General features: G+C 56.7%; 20 protein-coding genes. 6 read left to right on the forward strand and 14 right to left on the reverse strand.

Going from position 1 to position 21,768, the window contains the following annotated elements; translation table 11 throughout:
• Positions 1 to 12: 12 nt before the first annotated feature.
• From MJO47_RS10090 to MJO47_RS10135, 10 genes are read right to left on the reverse strand one after another with little or no spacing between them, the layout of a single operon-like run.
• Positions 13 to 1,494 (reverse strand): ATP-binding protein, encoded by a 1,482-nt coding sequence (locus MJO47_RS10090; RefSeq protein ID WP_253960998.1) that lies wholly within the window; start codon positions 1,492 to 1,494, stop codon positions 13 to 15.
• Positions 1,495 to 1,547: 53 nt separating this feature from the next.
• A complete protein-coding gene (locus MJO47_RS10095) occupies positions 1,548 to 1,955 on the reverse strand; it encodes a prepilin-type N-terminal cleavage/methylation domain-containing protein (RefSeq protein ID WP_253960999.1) in 408 nt (135 codons plus the stop codon).
• A 6-nt stretch (positions 1,956 to 1,961) separates the two neighbouring features.
• Positions 1,962 to 2,450, reverse strand: coding sequence for a type II secretion system protein (locus MJO47_RS10100; RefSeq protein WP_253961000.1), 489 nt, complete (start codon positions 2,448 to 2,450; stop codon positions 1,962 to 1,964).
• Positions 2,451 to 2,456: 6 nt separating this feature from the next.
• Positions 2,457 to 4,811, reverse strand: a complete 2,355-nt coding sequence (locus tag MJO47_RS10105) for a secretin N-terminal domain-containing protein (RefSeq protein WP_253961001.1) — start codon at positions 4,809 to 4,811, stop codon at positions 2,457 to 2,459.
• A gap of 23 nt (positions 4,812 to 4,834) precedes the next feature.
• The gene (locus MJO47_RS10110) at positions 4,835 to 5,566 is read right to left on the reverse strand and encodes a hypothetical protein (RefSeq protein ID WP_253961002.1); all 732 of its coding nucleotides are present in this window, start codon (positions 5,564 to 5,566) and stop codon (positions 4,835 to 4,837) included.
• Entirely contained in the window at positions 5,563 to 6,138 is a 576-nt protein-coding gene (locus MJO47_RS10115) for a type 4a pilus biogenesis protein PilO (RefSeq protein WP_253961003.1), read from the reverse strand. Before MJO47_RS10115 ends, MJO47_RS10110 begins: the two co-directional genes overlap by 4 nt.
• A 1-nt stretch (position 6,139) precedes the next feature.
• The gene (locus MJO47_RS10120; protein WP_253961004.1) at positions 6,140 to 6,700 is read right to left on the reverse strand and encodes a PilN domain-containing protein; all 561 of its coding nucleotides are present in this window, start codon (positions 6,698 to 6,700) and stop codon (positions 6,140 to 6,142) included.
• 8 nt (positions 6,701 to 6,708) lie between these two features.
• Positions 6,709 to 7,614: a type IV pilus biogenesis protein PilM gene (pilM, locus tag MJO47_RS10125; RefSeq protein ID WP_253961005.1), complete on the reverse strand. Its 906-nt coding sequence runs from the start codon at positions 7,612 to 7,614 to the stop codon at positions 6,709 to 6,711.
• Entirely contained in the window at positions 7,611 to 9,344 is a 1,734-nt protein-coding gene (locus tag MJO47_RS10130) for a GspE/PulE family protein (protein WP_253961006.1), read from the reverse strand. The genes pilM and MJO47_RS10130 overlap by 4 nt, the downstream gene beginning before the upstream one ends.
• A gap of 19 nt (positions 9,345 to 9,363) precedes the next feature.
• Complete coding sequence (locus MJO47_RS10135) at positions 9,364 to 10,572, reverse strand: type II secretion system F family protein (protein ID WP_253961007.1); 1,209 nt, start codon at positions 10,570 to 10,572, stop codon at positions 9,364 to 9,366.
• A 529-nt stretch (positions 10,573 to 11,101) separates the two neighbouring features.
• Between MJO47_RS10135 and MJO47_RS10140 the strand changes: the two genes are divergently transcribed.
• Both MJO47_RS10140 and MJO47_RS10145 read left to right on the forward strand, forming a co-directional pair.
• Entirely contained in the window at positions 11,102 to 12,985 is a 1,884-nt protein-coding gene (locus MJO47_RS10140) for a S8 family serine peptidase (RefSeq protein ID WP_253961008.1), read from the forward strand.
• 18 nt (positions 12,986 to 13,003) lie between these two features.
• On the forward strand, positions 13,004 to 13,552 hold the full coding sequence (locus MJO47_RS10145; protein ID WP_253961009.1) for a type II secretion system protein: 549 nt from the start codon (positions 13,004 to 13,006) through the stop codon (positions 13,550 to 13,552).
• Positions 13,553 to 13,613: 61 nt separating this feature from the next.
• On the opposite strand, the gene amrA is transcribed toward MJO47_RS10145, so the two are convergent.
• Both amrA and MJO47_RS10155 read right to left on the reverse strand, forming a co-directional pair.
• Positions 13,614 to 14,165, reverse strand: coding sequence for an AmmeMemoRadiSam system protein A (gene amrA, locus MJO47_RS10150; protein ID WP_253961010.1), 552 nt, complete (start codon positions 14,163 to 14,165; stop codon positions 13,614 to 13,616).
• Positions 14,166 to 14,271: 106 nt separating this feature from the next.
• A complete protein-coding gene (locus tag MJO47_RS10155) occupies positions 14,272 to 15,399 on the reverse strand; it encodes a tRNA-dihydrouridine synthase (RefSeq protein ID WP_253961011.1) in 1,128 nt (375 codons plus the stop codon).
• 188 nt (positions 15,400 to 15,587) lie between these two features.
• Between MJO47_RS10155 and MJO47_RS10160 the strand changes: the two genes are divergently transcribed.
• From MJO47_RS10160 to MJO47_RS10175, 4 genes are read left to right on the forward strand one after another with little or no spacing between them, the layout of a single operon-like run.
• The gene (locus tag MJO47_RS10160; protein ID WP_253961012.1) at positions 15,588 to 16,145 is read left to right on the forward strand and encodes an LPP20 family lipoprotein; all 558 of its coding nucleotides are present in this window, start codon (positions 15,588 to 15,590) and stop codon (positions 16,143 to 16,145) included.
• A 5-nt stretch (positions 16,146 to 16,150) separates the two neighbouring features.
• Positions 16,151 to 16,753 carry a penicillin-binding protein activator LpoB gene (locus MJO47_RS10165; protein WP_253961013.1) on the forward strand — a complete coding sequence of 201 codons (603 nt, stop codon included), beginning with the start codon at positions 16,151 to 16,153 and terminating at the stop codon, positions 16,751 to 16,753.
• 26 nt (positions 16,754 to 16,779) lie between these two features.
• Entirely contained in the window at positions 16,780 to 18,063 is a 1,284-nt protein-coding gene (locus MJO47_RS10170; RefSeq protein WP_253961014.1) for a COG3014 family protein, read from the forward strand.
• A gap of 30 nt (positions 18,064 to 18,093) precedes the next feature.
• Positions 18,094 to 19,104, forward strand: coding sequence for an LPP20 family lipoprotein (locus MJO47_RS10175; RefSeq protein ID WP_253961015.1), 1,011 nt, complete (start codon positions 18,094 to 18,096; stop codon positions 19,102 to 19,104).
• Between the two features lie 107 nt (positions 19,105 to 19,211).
• Here MJO47_RS10175 and MJO47_RS10180 read toward each other — a convergent pair whose 3' ends face one another.
• Both MJO47_RS10180 and typA read right to left on the reverse strand, forming a co-directional pair.
• Positions 19,212 to 19,382, reverse strand: coding sequence for a hypothetical protein (locus tag MJO47_RS10180; protein WP_253961016.1), 171 nt, complete (start codon positions 19,380 to 19,382; stop codon positions 19,212 to 19,214).
• 347 nt (positions 19,383 to 19,729) lie between these two features.
• Positions 19,730 to 21,541: a translational GTPase TypA gene (gene typA / locus MJO47_RS10185; protein WP_253961017.1), complete on the reverse strand. Its 1,812-nt coding sequence runs from the start codon at positions 21,539 to 21,541 to the stop codon at positions 19,730 to 19,732.
• Between the last annotated feature and the right edge of the window lie 227 nt (positions 21,542 to 21,768).

The raw sequence follows: 21,768 nt of genomic DNA on the forward strand, positions 1-21,768 counted from the left end.
GGGAAGGCGGCCTCAGGTAAAGGGAGTCAATGGCGACCGTGGCAGGACGAGGGTAACGGTCGTGCCCTCAAGGGGGATGCTCTCTACCTTGATCTGCCCGCGATGTGCCTCGATGATGTGCTTGACCAGGTTCATACCCAAACCCAGTCCACGAACGGTGGGGTCGTCGGGCCTGGCCCGATAAAAAGGCTCGAAGATCCGCTCCACTTCGTCTTCCGTCATGCCGATCCCTTCATCGCGGACCGTAAGTTTTAAGCCGTCAGGGGCTCCCTCGGCGCTTAGGTGAATGAACGAGCCGGGCTTAGAGTACTTGATGGCGTTGTTGAGAATATTTTCCAGTGCCTGTGTAAACCGGGCCGCATCGATAGTGAAAGTGGGCTCCATGTCCTCCGCTATACTGACATCAAATCGGTACTTTGGAAAAAGATTGATGTAGGAACGCCAGATTTTTCGTAGTAACTCCAGCATGTTGACCGATGAGACTTCAATGGTGAGCTTCTGGCCTCTTTCGATGCGGCTGAGGTCCAGCAATTCATCAATGATTTTGTTCAGGGCGCTGGACTTGGCCAAAATTTCCTTTACAAATTCTTTCTTCTCTTCTGGCGTGAACTCTTCTGAGCCTTCCGCTGCCTCCAGCAGTTCGGCGTAACCGATAACCACAGCCAGAGGGGTGCGCAGTTCATGGGCCGCGATGGAAATAAAATCAGTACGTAGCCGCACGGATTCTTGCAGGGCTTCTTCCGCCAGTCTTTGCCGGGTGACGTCCCTCACCGCTTCCACGACAGAGGTGATCTTCCCTCCCGCATCGCGAATCGGGCAGGAGATCACTTCGAAATACAGCCGTCCCTCCGCGTTCAAGGCCTCGACCAGTCTTTTGTGACTTTTGCCGTCCTTCAGTGTTTTGGCTACCAGACATCCTTCGCAGACTGTTTCGAGGCCATGGTACGCCAGGTAACAGGGGCGCCCCACCTGATCCCCCTGTTTGGCCCGGTGGCTTGAATTCTGATAAAGGACTGTGAAGTCTGGGCTTACCAGCGTTATGCCATCCTCGATAGCCGAGATGACCCCTTCAAGCTTATTACGCTCGTTGATCAGGCTGGTTTCGTAAGCTTTTCGGCGGCGGATGTCCCGTACCGAAGAGACCAGGTAGTCCTCGTCCTGGCAATGAATCATGCGGACGTTGACTTCCACCGGAACTTTTTCACCGGAGCGGGTGCGCTGATAGGTTTCAAAACGGCGCTGTCCGATCGTTTTCATCTGATCGCGAAAGTTCGCGAATTCTTCGGGAGTGGTGACGTTGCCGGCGTAGTCCCAGAGGTGGAGGGTGGTGAGCTCAGCGTGGGAGTACTGAAGATTGCTGCAGGCTTGTTCGTTGGCGTAGAGCACCTGCCCGCTGTCCGGGTGAACAATAAAGATGGCGTCTGATGACTGATCGATCAGATCCTTAAAAATGTCGAGGTGTTGATTATCGTTGAGAAAGTTTTGGTCGGGCATGCGAGTTCCTGTGAATACGGGGAAAGACGGGCAAGAAAAAGACGGTGGCGCACTCACCAGTCTCTATAAGGCGTGCCGCCGAGGGAGATGAGATCGCTGCCGCTCCGCACATCGAAAACCTGGCCCTCGGCAAGTTCGCCGGAGGAGGAGAAGGCAGGTGGAATCGTTATCCAAGTCTCTGACGAGCGGGTGAAGGGGTCGCGGGGAATGGTGCGCAGATATTTGCCCTCCTGGAGATCTTCCAGGGAGTCGGGGTAGCGGCCGTTGTCCGCATAATAGGCGTCAATCGCGCTGCGCATCTGGAACAGGTCCTCCATCAGCACTGACTCGCGGGCCTTGATCAGGCTGTTCTTGTAATTAGGAGCCGCGATAGCAAAGAGAATGCCGATAACAGACATGATGATCAGCAGTTCGATCAGGGTGAAGCCAGCCACTTTTCGATATCGAAGAATAGAATTCATAACTCTCTACCAGGTGTTATAGGAGGTGCCGTCCAGGGCGGTCAGGTCACTTTGGGAATAGACATCATAGATATCGTTTCCCCCCCAGACCGTAGAATCGGGGTCGTCCTCGTAGGATCTGAGCCCCCAGCCGTCGTTATACTGGTCGAAGGGGTCGCGTGGGAGCCGGCGGAGATATTTGCGCTTGTAGGGATATAGTCCGCCCCAGTCCGTGCCCTCGAGCAGTATGTCCAGGGATTCCGGGTAGCCGGTCTCACCGACGACGGCAGATATTTTCTTTTGGGCGACGGCCTTGTCATAGTCGCCTTTATAGTCGTCGATGGCGGTGCGAATCAGCCGCAGGCTGCGGCGCAACTCCAGTTCTTTGGTGCGTTTGACGTTGACCTCGGCAAAGGGGATGACGGCGGCCGCCAGGATAGCCAGGATGGTCACAGCGATGATCATTTCGATCAAAGTCAGGCCACGCTCATTTTTGCACAAACGTCCAACCACCATCTAAGATTATTTAACCTCCAGGAAAAGTTCAGAGGGAAGGACAGCCACGGGCTGTCCTTGTGAATTCTCAAAGTCGATAGTATCAAAATGCAGAAAAGTGTTCCCAGCGTTTTTTGCCTTGAAAAAGATTCGGAAGAGAACCCCTTGCCCAGAAGCTCCTTTTGCGCCTTGTTCCTGACCGTAATCAATGAGCAATTGCCCCGATTCCTGATCGGGTGAAACGTTTAAACGGGTTGGCGCCGCCCCCTGGCGAAGAAAGTCTCCTTCCTCAATCCGCACAAAATCAAGCAGGGCTGGGTCGTAGAGTAGAACTGCCGGGGCGTTGTGTAGATCGACGACGTTGTTCACCTTGACCTCGACGGGGAATTCTTCACCGGTGTTTACCAGAGACGGCCCGAACATCAGTAGCAGGCTCTGGTCTGGCATGGCTGCTTCCTGCTGGAGTGGCATCATTTCGGTCGGCACCTCCTCTAACATGGGTTGCGGCTGAGATTCAGTCTGCCCCACGGGAACAGGGAAGGGGGTCGCCTTGAGCTCGGGTCGGGCGGAGGGAACGACAGCCTGTGGCGCCTGCTCCACCTCGGCCGCGAACTCGTCGGCAAAGGAACCGAGCATGGGGCCGGCCTTGAGACTATCTTCGCCGCCGGACCAGATGGTGGCCACGCTTGATTTGGGCAGGTCGACACTTTGGACGATATGCGGCGTGATGGAAAGGAGTATCTCCCGCTTGGTCTTGATGTCGCTGTGCCCCGAGATCAGGTCTCCCAGGATGGGAATGGCGCCGATAAAGGGGAAGGTGGTTTTGGTCTTGGATGTATCGTCCTTGATCAGTCCGCCGATGATGGTGCGCTGTCCGTCGCTCAGGCTCAGCACCGTCTGGGCGTTGGTGGTGGTAATGATGAGGGGAACGGTGCCGTTGGGGGTGGCCGACCCTTTTTGGGCATTGCTCAGTTCCAGGGTGATTTTGGTGGTGACTGAGTTGTCCAGATTGATGAGGGGCTCGACGTCGAGTTTGACACCAGTGTCCACGTACTGGATGTTCTCCGAAATGACCCCATTGTCGGAAATCGTGGCCGTTATTATCGGGTCCCGGCTGCCGACATGGACCTTGGCCTTCTGCTTGTTCTTGACCCGGATTTTGGGATTGGCCAGGGTCTCCGAATCGGTCAGCTGCTTCTGAAAATCAAAGGTAGCGCTGGGGATGGTGTAGAGAAAATCGAGGTTGTTGAAGTTGCGCAGTGTGATTGAATCTGAAATTGTCTCGACGCCTTCTTTGGCCAGGCCGCCGGCGACCTGGTAACTCTTCAGTTTGGGGCCGAGAGTCATGGTATCGTCATGTTTCACCTCGATCAGCTCCAGATCAAAAACGACTTCGGCATCCGGTCGGTCCGACGCAGCAATAACCTGCTCCGCCAGGCGGATAACATCGGGCGTATCGCGGATGACCAGGGCGTTGAGTTCTTCATGCACGTAGATTTTGCGTAGCTGCAGCATGGTGCGTAGCAGGTTGACGGCTTTTTTGGCGTCGATGTTGGACAGGTAAAAAGTCTGGATAATCTGCTCTTCGTACTGCTTGAGTTTGTCGCGCGTCTTGGGATAGACGATGAGAGTCTTGGGGTTGAGGACTTTTTTGCCCAGGTCGTTCATGGTCAGCAGGAGTTCAAGAGCTTGGGCAAAGGTGGCTCTTTCTAGAAAAAGGGTAACTTTCTGACTGCGAATATCTTCGTCGAAGATAAAGTTGATCCCCGAAAGGCGGCTGAGAATCCCGAAGGCATCGCGAATATTGGTATCCGAGAAGCGTAAAGTGAGGGGATCCGGGGAAGCTATCGCCAATTCGAAGCCGTCGATGATGGTCATTCGAACGGCGGTGATTTCCTCTTGAAGTGCCCTGGCTTCCCGGTTGTCGGGATCGAGCTGGAGCGCCAATTCGATGCTCTTGCGGGCCTGCGGCAGGCGGTCTGTCTCGAAGAACTCGCGGGCTTCTTCGGCAGCCTGCTGGGCTTTGAGACGGGCGGCGGCCAGTTTGAGCTTCTGATTGGCCGCTTCGAGGCTGGGATCCAGGGCGACGGCCTGCTGAAGAGATACTATCGCTTCCGAGAAGCGTTCCTTTTCCAGATGTTTCTGACCCTGTTCCAGATGCCAGAGGCCGGCTTCGGTTCGGGCGTTGAACAATTTCATCCGGTATTCCTGCCGGTCCGGTTTTTTCTCCACAGCTTCGGCGTATTTGGCCACGGCCTGATCGTAGCGGCCTTCACTCAGCAGCTGTTCGCCATCCCGAAAAGCCTGGCGTCCAGCGCAACCGGCCAGGAGAAAGGAGGTCAGTAGGGTGACGGCGACAGTCTTGTGAATATATCTCATCATAAAGCACCTCTTCTTGGCAGGCGTCATTCGGGCATTTTCAGATACGGAACCGAGCCGCTTTCTGTAGGAATCTCGGCAGGCGATTCTTGCGGGGGCGGGCTCTCGGGCAAGGTCAAATCCACCGGCTCTGCTGTGGCCGGCAACGGCTCACGCAGAGGCGCGGAAACCTTGCGTTTGATCCCCAGGGGTTTCCCTGCATTTTTATCCATCAGCGGCAACGTGATCAGACGGTCTTCACCGGTCATGCGAATACTTAGTTGACGGTCAGTCATGCCGACGACGCTGAATTTTTCTCCCGGGCCAAAATGGCTGCCTTGCCTGACCAGATAGAGTTCGGACCCGAGGGAGAGAAAAACCTGTCTGTCTCCGGCTTTTTCCAGCGAGCCCAGGACGGTAAAACGAGGCAGGGGGGCCAGCGGTTGTTGAACCGGTGGCGGAGGCGGGGGAGGGGGTGGCGCGGGCGCCTTCACCTGGGGACGTGCCACCGGCTTGGGGGCCGGGGGCGCCGGGCGATACAAAGGCCCGAAGAGATCTTTTTTCGGGACAGCAAAAGGCTCATCGGCCGGGACCAGCAAATCAAGAAGAACGCGATCGGGATCAACACTTGCTATGGCCGAAGGGCTATCGTTCGCTGCTCTGGCGACGGGCGATTCCCCTTGGGAGATTTTCTGCTGGCGGGGGTATTGAATAATCGCGTAGGCGACAGAGAGGGCGAGCAGGGCAAGCAGGAGCGCGAGCAGGTTTTTTCTGTTCATCGTGCCACCTCCGAGGTGAAGTAGGTGGAGAGGCGTATCTGCATCCTGACGCTTTCCTGCTGTTTTTCACTGCTGCCGCTCAGAGAGAGCTCCTGAATGACAATCAGGCGAGGGGAGTGCTCCAGGGAATGAATGAATTTTTTGAGCTGTCGGTAACTTCCCGAAACCGTAAAAGAAAGAGAATAGACCAGTAACCTTTCTTCGGGTTTTTCCTCGGGATCGTAGGTGATTTGGTCAATTTCCAGGCCGGCGCGGTTGGCGAGTACGGATATGTCGCCGATCAATTCGCTGAATGATTCCTTGTTTGGGATCGCCTCGCGGAAGGATTGCAGATCCTGTCTGCCGCGGGCCAGGATATTTTCTGGAGTGGCCGCGTTTGCCCCTTGCTGGCGGACAAGCCTGGCCTCTGCCTGATTTCTCACCAGTTGTTCTTCCAGGCGTATTACCTTCGGGACAATGACCTGAGTTGCCGTCACGAAAAGGGCGATATTGGCCAAGAGCAGGCCCACCAAAAGGCTCGGCCACAATTTATTCTGCTTCCAGGCGGTCAGAATCAGGTGCTCTCTGCTCATATCAGAAGGCCCCCTTGAGTTCGAGGGAAAAATTCAAAGCCTCGTGGGTGCGTCCGCCTGCATCCTTGATTTCCACCCGGCTCTGAGCGAAGAGGTAGACGTCGGTAAAATGGGGCGAGGCGACGACGCGATCGAGAAAATCCTGCAGAGCCGTCACGTTTTTAGCCACGCCGCTGATTTTGAGAGAACCATCCTTGAATTGAGGCTGAATCGAGCGGATGCGGGTGCTGTCCGTGATGACTTCTTCCAGGTGCCCCAGCAGGGCGGTCCACCGGAAACTATCCTGCCTCAGCATGGCGTTGGCCCAGGCGATTTCCTGTCGCATAGCCACCAACTCGCTCGTGGTCTGTTTGGCGTTTTTGTCCTTTTTCAGATACCCCAGGGTTTCACGAACTTCGGTCAGGTGCGTTTCGGCCTGGCTCTGTCTTGCCAGTAGCGAAAAGAGAGCGCGCCCATTGAGAATGAGCAGCAGTAGAAAGAGAACCGTGAGTACGGTGTAAAGCGCATTAAGGCCTCGACGATTGATATAGGAATGGCTGGCGAGATTGATTTGTGGTTTCATCAAAAGCCTCACATCATGCGTTCGGCAGCGCCGATGGCGGCAGCCAGATCCTGGGGATGGGTGAGGGCCGAGATGGAACCCATGCGATCGACATGGGGGTCGAGAAGTATCGGCTCCCGGCCAAAGGCCGAGCGGATAGCGTCGGACAACTCGTCCCTGTTCGGCCAGTTGGTGTGCAGATAGACAGCAGCCCGGCTGGCCTTGGGAAAATCTTTGGCACAGCCGACCAAGGTTCTGAGCAGTTCCTGGAAGAGGGTTTCGGTGGAAGGTTCGACGTCACGGCTACGGTGGAAACCGAGATGGTGTCCCTGGAAAAACTGCAGGCTCAAGGAATTTCCTTCAGTGGCTACAAGAAAAAAATCTTCACCCAGATCGATGCGTGGCCGGTAATAGTTGTAGAGGTTCAGGGTATGAAAGTCGATATGGGCCGAGTTGAAGCCGGTCTGTGACAGGACTTCTTCGTACTGATTCAGGACGTTTTTGGCCGCAAAGGCCACGGCCAACCGGTGGCGCCCGCCTTCAGTTTTTCCGACCAGTTGGTAGTCAAGCTGAATTTCCTTGGGATCCACGGGAAACTGGGCTTTAAGCTGCCAGCGCAGAATGTCACGACCTTCTTCATGGGAGGCAAAGACCGTATCTGTGTCTGTCAGCAGCAGCCTTCCCGATCCTTCAGGCAGAGACAGGGCAATGCGGTCTTCCTGCCCGGCCAGTGGTCCCAGAATCTGTCTGATCTTATTCTGAAAGGCCCTGGGATCGAGGATGTTGGGATCACGCAGGGACGGCTTCAGAATGTCCGCCGGCAAGGGGGAGGTGGCCGATCCCGTCAGCAGGGAACCCTTGGCCTGGCGACGCAGGGCGACGGCGGCGATTTGGCCGGCATGCAGATCCAGTCCGAGATAGGTGCGTCGAATCACGATGGCTCCACCTGTTCGATAAAGGTTACCCGGTTGATTTCCGCCAGACTCGTCAAACCGGCAAAGACTTTTTCCAGTGCCGCTTCCCGCAGGAAGATGGTGCCGGACTCTCTGGCGGCCTTTTTCAGCTGGGTGACCGGGGCTTTCTGGACGATCAGTTCCCGCAGTTCGTCGTTGAGATCGAGCAGTTCGACAATGGCGCTGCGCCCCTTGTAGCCCATGCCGTGACAGTCCTCGCAGCCGGCTCCTTCGTAGAAGGTGAAATCGCCGTACTGCTCAAAACTCAGGCCCGACTCCTCAAGGGTTTGCCGGTCGTAGCGTACGGGTTTTTTGCACTTGAGGCAGATGCGCCGCACCAGACGCTGGGCGGCGACGCAGTTGAGACAGGAGACGAAGTTGTAGGGGTCGATACCCATGTGCAGGAAACGGCCGAGGACGTCGAAGACGTTATTGGCATGCACGGTGGTGAAGACCAGATGTCCGGTCAGCGCGGACTGTACGGCAATCTGGGCGGTCTCCGGGTCGCGGATTTCACCGACCATGATCTTGTCGGGGTCGTGGCGGAGGATGGAGCGCAGGCCGCGGGCAAAGGTCAGCCCTTTCTTTTCGTTGACGGGAATCTGCACCACACCGGAGACCTGGTATTCCACCGGGTCCTCGATGGTGATGATCTTCTCCTGATCGTTGTTGATTTCGGAAAGGGCGGCATAGAGGGTGGTCGTTTTGCCGCTCCCCGTCGGGCCGGTGACCAGCACCATGCCGTAGGGCTCGCGGATCATGCGGCGCAGACGTTCGATCTCCCGCGGACTGATGCCCAGGGCCTCCAGGGTCAGCCCCTTGAGGTCGGAGGCGATGGCCTCTTTGTCGAGAATACGGATGACGGCGTCCTCGCCGAAGCTGCTGGGCATGATGGAGACACGGAAGTCAATGGACTTGCCGCCCAGACGCACCTTGAAACGGCCGTCCTGGGGGATTCGGCGCTCAGAAATGTCGAGTTCACTCATGACCTTGATACGAGAGATGATCGGGCTCTGGAAACGGCCGTCGAGAGGCTCGGTGGCGCGGTAAAGAACCCCGTCGACCCGGTATTTGATGATCACCCCTTCGTGGCTGGCCTCGATGTGAATGTCACTGGCCCGCTTGCTCAGGGCATCGTAGAGGGTCGAGTCAATCAGGCGGATGATGGGGCTGGTGTCCGCCGTCAGTTTCTCGATGGAGAGCACCTCCTCCCCCTTGTCCGTCTCCTTCACCAGTTGCAGCTTGAAGTCTTCCGACACCTCCTTGAGGACATGCTTGGAACCCCCGTCCGTGCGCTCGAGAAAGGTGTGGATTTTTTCGGCCGGCGCTACCTGCAGGATGAGCGGACGCCCGAGAATAACCTCGAGATTGTCCAGCGCCGCCACGTCCGTGGGATCTCCCACGGCCACCACCAGGGCATCTCCCTGCTGCCGTACCGGCAGAAAGTTGAAGCGGGCCGGCAGGCCGGCAGGAATGGCGGCATAGAGCTGGGCATCCAGACTGAACTGGTCGGGATCGATATATTCCATGCGGAACTGGCGGGCCAGGGCCTGAGCGAGAACGTCCTCCTTGAGCATCCCTTTGGCGATGGCCGTTTCACCGAAACGCCGGTTACTGTCGCCCTTTTCTTCGAGGATCAGATTGACCTCAGATGGATTGAGGTTTCCCATCTCCACCAGGATTTCACCGATCTTTTTACGCTCAAAATTCATCAACGAACTCCCGGTATCGTCATCCGGCCGTGCCGGCGAGCTGGAAAATGGGCAGGTACATAGCGACGACGATGGCGCCGATCAGCAGGCCCATGGTCATCATCATCGCCGGTTCGATGAGGGTGGTCAGGCGATCGAGTCTTTTTTCCACCTCGGCCTCGTAATACATGGCGACATCCTCCAGCATGGAAGAAAGAGAACCGCCTGTTTCGCCCACGCCGATCATGCGCAGGGCCAGTTTGGGAAAGAAGCCGGTCTCTTCCAGCGCTTCCGACAGCGAGGCGCCCTCCTGTACCCGGCGGACGGCCAGGCTCAGCCGCTCTTCCAGCAGACGGTTGTTCAGAGTGCCACGGGACATCTGCATCGCCTGCACCACCGGGATGCCGCTGGCCAGGGTGGTGCCGAGCGTACGACAGAAACTGAGCAGGGCATAGTCTTTAAAAAGCTGACCAAAAAAAGGGAGAACAAGTTTAAGTCTGTCGCGCAGCCAATGTCCCTTTTCGGTGCGCAGAAATCCCCGGGCCACGAACGCCAGTAGGATCAAAAGCGGCAACACCAGGGGAGCTGCCTTTCCCATACCCTGAGAGACGGTGATCAGCAAACGGGTCATCAGGGGTAGTTGTACCTGGGCATCGGCATAGACCTGGGTAAAACGAGGGATGACAAACAGCATCAGAAAAAGGACCACGGCAATAACCGCCGCCGAGAGCAGGATCGGGTAAAAAGATGCATTGCGAACCTTGCTTTTGATGGCCTCCACCCGTTTCTGGTAGGCGATGAAGCGCTCGATGGCCACGGGGAGTTCACCCGTGCGTTCCCCCGCCCGGATAGAGGCGATATAAAGGGAAGGAAAGAAGTTGGGATACCTGTTGAAGGCCTCGCTGATGGAGCTGCCCCCTTTGACGTCGTTGCGGATTTCCCGCAGGATTTCCAGCAGTCGCCCGGACTCCATCCGTTCCATGATGGTGTCCAATACCTGCAGGATGGGCAGCCCGGCCCGCAGCAGAACGAGGAATTCCTGATTGAAAGAGAGAAAGCGGCTGCTGCTCAGACGCCCTTGCTGACTGCTGAGGGCCCCAGAGAGGGGCAGACTGCGTCTTTGAATGCGAAAGACATGGAAGCCCTGATCCTCCAGGCTCTCCTTCAGGATTCCTTTGCTGGTGGCATCCAGGTCTTTTTCCAGGATTCGCCCATCAGCGGTCCCTATTTTGCATCGAAAAGTGCCCATGATGTCACCAATACAGCTTACATTAAAATAGGGGCATGCCCCTGAAATAATAACGCTGATAGCCTCGGTTGCAAGAGATACACCAAGGGCAATCTGCTCTCCTGGCGGGTTTGTCAGGCACAGTTGCCTGGCCGATCGACCACATGCGCAGGCAAGGGGGTTTACCCTAGATCGAAATAGGGGGATTCGCGAACTCTTTACGGCAGGGTCTATTTTAACAGATCTTTGTTGAGATTTTTGGGATGTTTTTTCTAATGGCGGTCGGGGATTGTCTGCCGTTTGGCTGGAAGGCCATAGGGGGAAGGCCCCAGCGGGTGAGAACATATTGAGGTTGCTCGGACTTTTTCAGAAGATGAAGAAGGTCACTTGGATGAACCAATGACTGGTCAATTGCCCGAACCGCTGGAAATAAACCGGTTAAATCGCAAAGCGAAGGTACGGTATCGCCTGGTCGGGTGATTTTGGGGGCTGTTCTTGGAGAGCACCGTGCAGTAGAATGAAAAGGCATCCGTAAAAAGCGAGGCCACAGATGATGACTTTAAAAAAATACAGTACGCCGGCGTTGCTGATTCTTTTTTTCATGGCGAGCCTCATGACCTACGGCACCGCCTTTGGCGCAGTTCTGGATCAAAGGCTTCAGAATGCCTTGCCGTCCGCTGCCGCCGACGAGTTCGTCCCGGTCATTATCCAGTTCGCAGCACCGCCGGAGGTAGAGTCCTTCGCCGTGCGCGGGCTGAGACGAGGTCAAGAGCGGGCCGCCGCCCGCGCCAAACTCATCCGTCATCTCAGGAACCACGCCGAGGGCAGCCAGCAGAACGTCATCCGTTATCTTCGTCAGCAGGGGGTGACGGGGGAGCGTCCCTTGTGGCTTATCAACGCGCTGGCCGTGAAACTGACCGCTGCCCAGGTTGAAGACATCGCCAGCCTGCCCGAAGTGGAATCCATCCGTTATGATGAAGTCATTCGCCTGAGCCAGCCGGCACCCACGGTAGCGCCCTTGGCCCTTTCGTCGTACAACCTCGATGCCGTTAACGCCCCGGAGCTTTGGGCGCTTGGCTATGAGGGGGCGGGGGTGGTCGTCGGCGTCATGGACAGTGGTGTCGATGTGACGCATCCAGCCTTGGCAACCAAGTGGCGGGGGGGCAGCAACAGCTGGTTTGATCCGTACAAAAACACAACCATTCCGTATGATCCTGTGTATCCGACGGACACCGAGGGTTCAGGTCACGGAACGGCTGTTACTGGGGTAATACTTGGAGAAGATGGTAGCGGAGCGTCGTTCGGGGTCGCGCCCGACGCCAAATGGATAGCCGCCAAAATTTTTGATGACGAGGGGAATGCGGATAACTCCAGAATTCACCAAGCTTTTCAATGGATGCTTGACCCTGACAGCAACCCTGCTACGGATGATATGCCGCACATTGTGAACAACTCCTGGGGTTTTGATGGAGAGATAAATCAGTGTATCGATGAATTTCGCTTAGACGTCCAGCGGCTTAAAACTGCGGGTGTTGCCGTGGTCTTTGCCGCAGGCAATACGATGCTAGCAGGTGATATCAGCCCGGCAAATTACCCGGAGTCGGTGGCCGTGGGCAGCCTTGGCCCAAGCAGCGAAGTTTCTTTTTTTAGCGCGACTGGGCCTTCGACTTGTGATGGGGGTGTCTACCCGACATTCGTGGCGCCCGGAGAGGATATTTTTACTTCATATCTTCATCCCACGAATCCCTCAGCTCTCTATGCACTCTACTCCGGCACCTCTTTCTCGGCCCCTCACGTGACAGGTGTCATGGCTTTGCTGCTCAATGCTTTTCCTCATGCCTCGCCGTCCGAGCTCGAAACCGTTCTGAAAACTTCTGCTCTGGATCTGGGTGACTTGGGAGCTGATAATTTCTACGGCTACGGTTTGGTCAACGCCCTCGCCGCCTACGAGCAGCTCAACATTCCCCCCGTCGCCGCCCAACTGCGAGCCCCGGCGAATGGCGTCGTTCTTGCCGGTTCGTCGGTGCTGTTCGAGTGGGCAAGGGGGACGGATGCCAATGGCGATCCTTTGACGGAAACCCTTGTTTATGCTCAAAATGCTGATTTTTTACCGAGTACCTCCATTGACACCACCACGGCGGAATCCACGGTTATTTTGCTCGGTGCCGGACTTTTACTGGGCGCGGGCCTGAGGCCAAAGGGGCGCTATAACCCGATATCGGTGCTGCTGTGTCTGGTGTCGGCTGGTTTGTTGCTGATTTCCTGTGGTGGTGGGGGCGGTGGCAGTTCGGGAAGCGTCACGCCGACACCTGTTGAGATCGTGAAATATCAGGTTGACGGTCTGGCGCCGGGAACGTATTTCTGGAAAGTCGTCACCGAGGACAGCCATGGTGCCGTCAGCGAAAGTGATGTCTGGACTTTTACTCTGCAGTGATGACCCGGTGAGCGAACAATGACCATTTTGCAGCCTCTGAAAAACCAGCGCGGTCTGACGCTGATGATGGTTCTCGTCATGGTGACGGTGGTGGGATTGACCGCCGGTCTGGCAGGTTCAAGCTGGAAGACGGTTGTGCAGCAGGCACGAGAAAAGGAGCTTTTGTGGCGGGGGGAGCAGTACCGCAAGGCGATTGGCAGTTACTATCTTTTCTCCAGCGGAGCAGGTCAGAGGCCGCAGGCGAGAAGTTATCCCAATACGCTGGATGATCTGCTTAAAGACCCGCGCAGCCTTGAAACCCGGCGCCATATCAGGCGGCTCTATCCGGATCCGATGACGGGTGGGGAATGGGTGCTGATCAGAGATCCGGGGGGGCGCATCATGGGGGTGCGCAGTTCCAGTAGCTTGAAGCCCTTCCAGCAGGACAACTTTTCAGAAGAGAACAATAGCTTCAAAGGTAAGGCAACATACAGGGACTGGGAATTCGTCTACAGAACTCCGAGTTCGCCCGGCGTGCAGAAGGGACAGCCGATGTCCGCCTCCGGCAACGTGCCCAAAGAAGATTAATTTAAAGTGTCAGCGCACACAAAAAAACGGCCTCTTATGGGGCCGTTTTTTTGTGAACCGTTTAAGCTTCACCGAAAACCTGGGCGCTGAAGACGTAAATTTCGGTGTCTTCGGCTGTGGCCGCTTCTGGTGGCAGGCCGGCCTTGATGCAGGTCTGCTTGAGGAAAGTATCGCGGTCCCAGCCATGCTCGGTTGCCACCTGAGGGAGCAAGACCCCCCGATAGTAGCCTTTTTCCAGGTAGATGCCGTGTTTGCCGACTTCGATTTCCGAAATATTCTCGATTTTTTTCAAGGGAGAGAGAACCGAGATTTCCAGGGAGAAATCGTCAAGATCCTCTTCTTTCATGGGATAGAAACGGGGATCGCGGGTCGCCGAAGAGATGGCGATTTCGACAACTTCCTTGAAAAGGGGCAGTTCGGATTGAAAGTTGCCGATACAGCCTCTTAGCTGGCCCTTCTGCTTGATGGTGACAAAACAGCCGTTGCGCCGATTGAGAATCTTTTCCTCGCGAGGTTCGACGTAGGTCTCGCCGGTGCGGACATAGGTTTCAATCGCCTTGCGGGCGATGGCAAGCAAGGTCTCTTTCTCTTTGGCATTGAGTTCTTTTTCCACATAACCTCCCGACAAACCGAGTCATCGTTTTGGGCGTCAAAGTCGCGCCAATATAGTCGCAACCTGCCCTTTTTTCAAGTCCAAAGCCATGGCCGCACGATGCGGTTCAGATGACGGGGGTGCGATTTTTCTCTTCGATCCTCTCGACGACGCAGTCGATCCCTCCCTCCTTGAGGCCGGGACGGAAACAGCCATTGCACGAAATGCAGGTGGCCCGATGGTCCTCATTCTGTTGCCAGCGCCGGATCAGAGCGGGTTCGCGGATCAGGGGGCGGCTCAGCGAAAAGAGATCGGCGTCGCTATTTTCCAGGAGACGTTTCATGACGGACAAGGAGCGCAAACCGCCAACCACCATGACAGGAGCGGCAACAGCTTCCTTGATGCGGCGGGCGAAGGGGACGTTGTAGGCTTCGTCCGCAGGGGTGTCGATCCCCTGGCGCACGGGGGATTCGGCTCCGGATGCGGCGCTGCCGGAGCTGACCTCGATGGCGTCAATGCCCAGGGCATCCAGTTTTTGGGCTACCTTCACGGCGTCTTCAACCGTAAAGCCCTCTGGGAGGTTGTCCGCCGCCGTCAGCTTGATGGTGACCGGGAAATCAGCCCCCACGGCCTCACGCACCGCCGCATAGACTTCCAAGAGGAAACGGCTGCGGTTTTCCAGGTCGCCGCCGTAGTCGTCCTGGCGCTGATTGGTCAGGGGGGAAAGAAACTGGTGGATGAGATAGCCGTGGGCGCCATGCAATTGAATGCCGTCAAAGCCGGCCTTTTGGGCCCGGGCCGCTCCGTCGGCAAAGGCTGTTACGAGGCTGCGGATATCCGCCTGAGTCATTTCACGCGGCGTCTCGCCGTAGCTGGGAAAATCGATAGCCGAGGGCGCCAGCGGTGTGGTGCCGATGGTCTTGCTGCTGGTCTGCCCACCGGCGTGAACCAGCTGGCACAGCAGCAGACCGCCTTCGTCATGCACGGCATCGGTAAGGCTTCGCAGAGCCGGCAGCAGGGCGTCATGGTCAATGCCCATCTTGCCCGGCAGTTGTTTGCCGTCGGCCCGGACGAAGGTGTATCCCGAGATAATCAGGCCGACGCCTCCACGCACCAGTTGGCGGTAATAATCCTCCAGCTTCTGGCCGGGCGCGCCCTTTTCGTCGCACATCCCTTCCCAGGTGGCGCTGCGGACGAAGCGGTTGGTGAGTTCCAGGTTTTTAAGGCGAAAAGGTGAGAAAAAGGCAGCGGTCATGGCGTAATCTCCTCGGGGTGAAAAGGTCTGTGAGGACGGGGGAGCATCATTTTCCGGTATGGTGTCATACCATTTTTCCCATGATAATTCCAGGCATTCCTGCTAGACTTTGAACCTGTCGAAGGGATAATCCTTGTTGCGGGTGTTTTTCAACCGTGGTTCGTTTTTTGCGTAAAGGAGTCATGAAGATGAAGATTTTTTTCAGGACAATGGTGGTGATTCTGGCGTTGCTGTCACTGGTCGCCTGCAGCAGCAAACACAAACTCGTGGCCGGTGGTCCCGACTGGGTCAACCAGGGGAGCGGCGCCTTCGAGAAGGAAGGTGACCGGGTCTTCTACGGTGTCGGTGCCGTGGCCGGCATTTCCAGCCAGACGCTGGCGGTACAGACCGCCGATCAGCGGGCTCGAGCCGATATCGCCAAGCAGCTCGATACCTATGTCGCCAACCTCTATCGCGATTATCAGACTTCGACGGCGGCAGCCATGGGACGGCAGGAGATGGAGTCCCAGCATGTGGAGCAGAGTCTCAAGACCTTCACCCAGGTGTCGGTCAAGGGGGCGAAGGTCGTTGACCACTGGAAGGACCCCGAGACCAACACCATCTACTCCCTGGTCCGCCTCGACCTGGATGGCGTCAAGGCGACCCTGGAGCAGATGAAGGAGATGGACCCCGACCTGCGGGGGTTTGTCCATTCCAATGCCGAGAAGGCTTTTGACGAGATCCGTCTGGAAGAGGGAAGGAGATAGAATAAATGATTCGATGGCGCTTTTTTCACTTTATTCTGCTGGTGCTGTTTCTGGGACTGGTTGGCTGTGGCACCAAGGTGACCCGCATCGATACGGATGAAGTACGCGACCTGTCGGGCCGCTGGAACGATACGGACAGCCGTCTGGTGGCCGAAGCCATGGTGCAGGATTGCCTGAACAGGCCCTGGCTGTCGCAATATGTGACCCGCACCGGCAAGACCCCCGACATTATCGTCGGCCAGGTTCGCAATCGTTCGTCGGAACATATCAGTACGGAAACTTTCACCAAAGACCTGGAAAGGGCGTTGATCAACTCGGGTCGGGCCAATTTTGTCGCCTCTTCGGAAGAGCGGGTGGGCGTGCGCGAGGAGCGTCTCGACCAGGATATTCACGCCTCGCCGGAGACACGCAAGGCACCGGGCATGGAGGCCGGCGCGGATTTCATGCTCATCGGCTCTATCAATTCCATTGTCGATCGTGAAGGCAAGGAGATGGTGGTCTTTTACCAGGTTAACCTGGAACTGATCGACATGGTCGATAACCGCAAGGTATGGCTGGGCGAGAAGAAAATCAAGAAATTCGTCGAGCGGGCCCGCTTCAAACTCTAATCGGCCCTGCGGCGGTATTGGTGGCGATGACACGAAGACAAATGGGGTGGGGAAGAGCGCTGCTGGCTGGTGTGCTGCTTCTGGCTGCCTTGACAGGTTGCGCTGATTACCGCAGAGCGCTGGAGCGCAGTTCGGTGCTGGCTCTGTCGGGTGAGTACGACGGCGCCCTGGCTGTATTGGAAAAGTCCTCGTTGGCCCGTAGTGACAAAAACCGCCTGTTGTTTCTGATGGAAAAGGGTCTTCTCCTGCACCTTGAAGGCGAGTACAGTCGCAGCAACGAAGTTTTCGAGGAGGCCGACCGCCTGGTCGAACAGCTGTTTACCCGCAGCCTGTCGGCCGAAACTCTCAGCTTTGTCACCAATGACCATCTCATCGCCTACAGCGGGGCCGATTACGAAACGGTTTACCTCAACTACTACAAGGCCCTGAATTTTCTCAACCTGGGCGATCTTGAGGGGGCTCGCATCGAGAGCCGTAAGATCGACCAGAAGCTGAACTATTTTGCCGACACGTTCGGCAGCCGGGACCGGTTCAAGGAAAGTGCCTATCTGCGGCTGCTCACCGGCCTGATCTACGAGGCTCTGGGGGAACACAACGACGCCTTCATCGCGTATCGTAAAAGCCTCGAACTCTATCAGAGTAATTATCCGAAATATGGGGTGAGGGCGCCCGATTTTCTCTGGAACCGCTTGTTGCTTACTTCGAGACGCTCGGGTCTGCTGGAGGAATATCGCCACTACCGGGAACAGGCAGAGGCGCTTGAACTGGCCGAGGAAGATGAGCGGCCGGTCATCGCCGTTATCGTTGCCACCGGGCTGGTGCCGGTCAAGCAGGAGGTCTTCACCCTCTTTACCACGTCGCAAGGTTTTCCGGTCAAGCTGGCCTTGCCCGAGTTTGTCGATCGTCCGCGGCCGGCACGGCGGCTGGAAGTCTCTCTGGAGGGCGAAGGCTGGGTGAGGCCCGAGCGGGTTGAGGATGTGGAAAAGGTGGCCCGGGCCAGTCTGGAGGATCGCAACGGCCGCATCCTCGCCAAGGCCATTGCCCGGGCGACAGCCAAGCAGGTGGCAGCCCGCCAGATTGAAAAAGATAACGGGCCGCTGGCCGGTCTGGCCATGCAGATCACGGCGTTGATCACAGAACAGGCTGATTTGCGGTCCTGGTCGATGCTGCCGGCTGAAATTTACCTGGCGCTGCTGCCTGACCCGGACTGTGGTCGCCAGATCAGGATACGGGATGGCCAAGACAGCTGGATTTGCCAGGTGCGATCGGCCGAAGCGGACGTTCGCTTTGTGACGCTACGGATTTTTTGAGGCAGTCAAGTATATCAAGGAGGTTTCATTATGAGATGGACTGGTGTGCTGGCGGGTCTGCTGACCCTGGTGCTGCTGGCGTCCTGTGCGCCCAAACCCCCCGAGTGGACCCTGGGGAAAAGCGCGCTCTATCCTGAACAGGCTTATCTGGTGGGGGTGGGGATGGCTTCCACCCGGGTGGAAGCTGAAAACCGCGCCCGTTCGGAACTGGCCAAAATATTCACGGTACATATTGCCTCACGGGAAGTCAGCACCGAGTCCGAGTGGCTCAACCGTGCCGGCAACGTCGCCGGTGCCGGCTACCGGCAGGCAATACAGGCCGATCTGGTCGCCACCAGCGACAAGGTCCTCTCCGGAGTTCACATTGCCGAAGTCTGGCAGAATGAGAAGGCCGGCACCTGGCATGCCCTCGCTGTGCTGGATCGTCTGAAGGCCAGCCAGGCGTTGCGTGCCGAGATGAACGAAGCCGACCAGAGCGCCATGACGCAGGTCCGTCAGGCGGAACAGGCCAGCACGCGTTTCAGGGCGCTGGGACACTATCTGCAGGCTCTTAAAGCCCTCGAGCTGCGGAGCGCTCTGGCCGCCGACCTGCGCATCACCGATCCCTCCGGCTGGGTGGCGGAACCCCCTTACTCCCCTGCCGTCATTGCGGCCAAAGCCGATGAAGTGGCCGGCACGATTCAGGTCGGCATTGACCTGCAGGACGACCGCGACGGTATCGTGCGGGGGGCGGTGATCCAGTCGTTGACCGGTCTGGGTATTCAGCTGGCCCCTTCGATTGCCGGTGATGTGCGGCTGTTGGGGCATGTCAGCGTCGATGCCTACAAGGCCTCGGACCCTTGGCACTGGGTTGCCGCCGCGGCCCAGGTGGAGTTTGTCGAGCCGGATGGCAGGATTCTCGATGCCGTGCGGGTGAATGTGCGCGAAGGGTCGCAGATTGCCTCCCGGGCCGATACCCTGGCGCGGGAGAAGCTGGGTGAGAAGCTCGCCCAGATTCTGATTGAGCGGCTGGGTTTTATTGGTACGTCTTCATCCCGGTAGCGGCCGAGAGACAGAACGGAATAGAAAATAAAAAAACGTCACCATTTTCCCGTTGCAGGGGGAGCCTGGTGGCGTTTTTTATGGGGGTGAGCTCTATCTGGGCCCTCTTACTGGTTGGCTGCCAGTTTCTGGGAAGGATCCCGAACGATGATGGCGTCTTTGCCGTTTCGAATCCACAGCAGGCCGCAGTCGCCGCATTCCTGCAGATTTTTGGCGAAACCATCGGGGTGAGAGTTCAGTTCAATGTGCTTGGTGTTCTTGCAGATGGGGCATTCCATCTCTCTTCTCCTTCGTCTGGTGTTATTTGGTTTTTTTTACCAAAAGTTCTGTTCATTATAAGAACTCTTTGCCTTAATGCAAGGCAAAAATGCAAAAAAACTATTTTAAAACAATATGTTAGCGTTATGTTTGTTTTATTGGCCATACCGTTTGTTTATATTTACCGGGGAAGGTTGGGCAAAAGAGGAGGGGGGCGCCATTAAACGGCTGAAATAAAAGGGATAGTTCCAGAATAAACCACTATTATGTCTGGCAGAGAAATGAATAGGTTTTTCCGAATAAGAAACAGAAAAGGCCCCGAAATTCGGGGCCTTTTTGTCGCTGGCTAACGCGAAGAAAAGATTTTTTATTTGTTTTTCTTCTCGTATTTTTTGCGATCGTTGGCGTCGAGATATTTTTTGCGCAGCCGGATCGATTTCGGCGTTACTTCCACCAGTTCGTCGTCATCAATATATTCGAGGGCCTGCTCCAGCGTCAGCAGGCGGGGCGGCGTCAGGCGGATGGCATCGTCGCTGCCGGAAGCGCGCACGTTGGTCAGCTTCTTGCCTTTGCAGGCGTTGACGATGAGATCGTTTTCTTTGGCGTGCTGGCCGATGATCATGCCTTCGTAGACATTGATGCCCGGGCCGACGAAAAGAATGCCGCGATCCTGCAGGTTGAAGAGGGAATATCCGACGGTTTCGCCGGATTCCAGGGCGATGAGGACACCGTTTTTGCGGCTGCTGATGGGGCCCTTGTAGGGTGCGTATTCGTGAAAGGTGTGATTCATAACGCCGGTGCCGCGGGTATCGGTGAGGAACTCGCTGCGGAAGCCGATAAGCCCCCGGGCGGGGATGACAAACTCGAGGCGGTTGATGCCTTCCATGGGGTGCATGGAGACCATTTCCGCCTTGCGGGTGCCGAGCTTTTCGATGACGGTGCCCTGAAATTCCTCGGGAACGTCGATGACCAGGTATTCCATTGGCTCGCAGCGGACGCCGTCGATGTCGCGGAAGATGACCTCAGGCTTCGAGACGGAGAGCTCGTAGCCTTCACGGCGCATGTTCTCGATGAGGATGGAGAGGTGCAATTCGCCGCGTCCGGACACTTTGAAGGTGTCGGTGTTGTCCGTGTCTTCCACCCGCAGAGAGACGTTCGTGCGCAGTTCGCGCATGAGGCGCTCGCGAATATTGCGGGAGGTGACGAATTTGCCTTCCAGACCCGCGAAGGGGGAATCGTTGACGATGAAATTCATCGACAGGGTCGGCTCGTCGATGGCCACATAGGGCAGGGCGATGGGGTTGGCGGCATCGGCGAACGTTTCGCCGATACCAACGTCGTCGAAACCGGCGATGGTGACGATGTCTCCGGCGAAAGCCTCTTCCAGTTCAATCTGCTTGAGCCCTTCGTAGCCCAGCAGTTTACTGACGCGGCCGCGGGTGATCTTGCCTTCGCGGTTGATGGCGGCGACGGTGCTGCCGGCCTTGATGCGGCCGTTGAAGATTTTGCCGGTGGCGATGCGCCCGATATAGTCGTTATAGTCGATATTGGTCACCAGCATCTGGAAGGGCGCGTCGGGGTTGACCTCCGGCGCCGAAACGCGCTCAGCGATCATCTGGAACAAGGGCTCCAGATCCTTGGACTCGTCTTCGAGTTCGCGCATGGCGTAGCCGTTTTTGGCGCTGGCGTAGACAATGGGGAAGTCGAGCTGCTTGTCGTCAGCGTTCAATTCGCAGAAGAGATCGAAGACCATATTGACCACCTCGACCGGGCGGGCGCCGGGGCGGTCGATCTTGTTGATGACCACGATGGGCTTGAGCCCGAGGTCGAGGGATTTTTTCAGGACAAAGCGGGTCTGGGGCATGGGGCCGTCGAAGGCATCAACCAGCAGCAGCACCGAGTCGACCATCTTGAGGACGCGTTCCACTTCGCCGCCGAAATCGGCATGGCCGGGGGTGTCGACGATATTGATTTTCAGGCCGCCGTGGTGGATGGACAGGTTTTTGGAGAGAATGGTGATTCCCCGTTCTTTTTCCAGGTCATTGCTGTCCATGACCCTTTCGGTAATGACCTGGTTCTCACGAAACACCCCGGATTGCTTGAGCATGGCATCCACCAGGGTTGTCTTGCCATGGTCAACGTGGGCGATAATAGCGATATTGCGAATTTTTTCCGGCATACGATTCTCTGTGACTCCTCTTTTGAGTTCTGCGACTCTCTTTGATTGCGGCTGACGGGAAAACCCTCCAATGATAGGAGATGTTCTCAGTTAAATCCAGAAAAAAATGTGGGGTTGCGGTGGCTGTTTCCGGAAAGAGATCCTTTTGATTGAAGGGTTGCATGACTGGACTATCCGCACTAATATCTAATTTTCCACGGATATCTTGCGACAAGGAGGTCTTCTGC

It is taken from the genome of Desulfuromonas sp. KJ2020, assembly GCF_024197615.1.
Lineage (GTDB): Bacteria > Desulfobacterota > Desulfuromonadia > Desulfuromonadales > SZUA-540 > SZUA-540.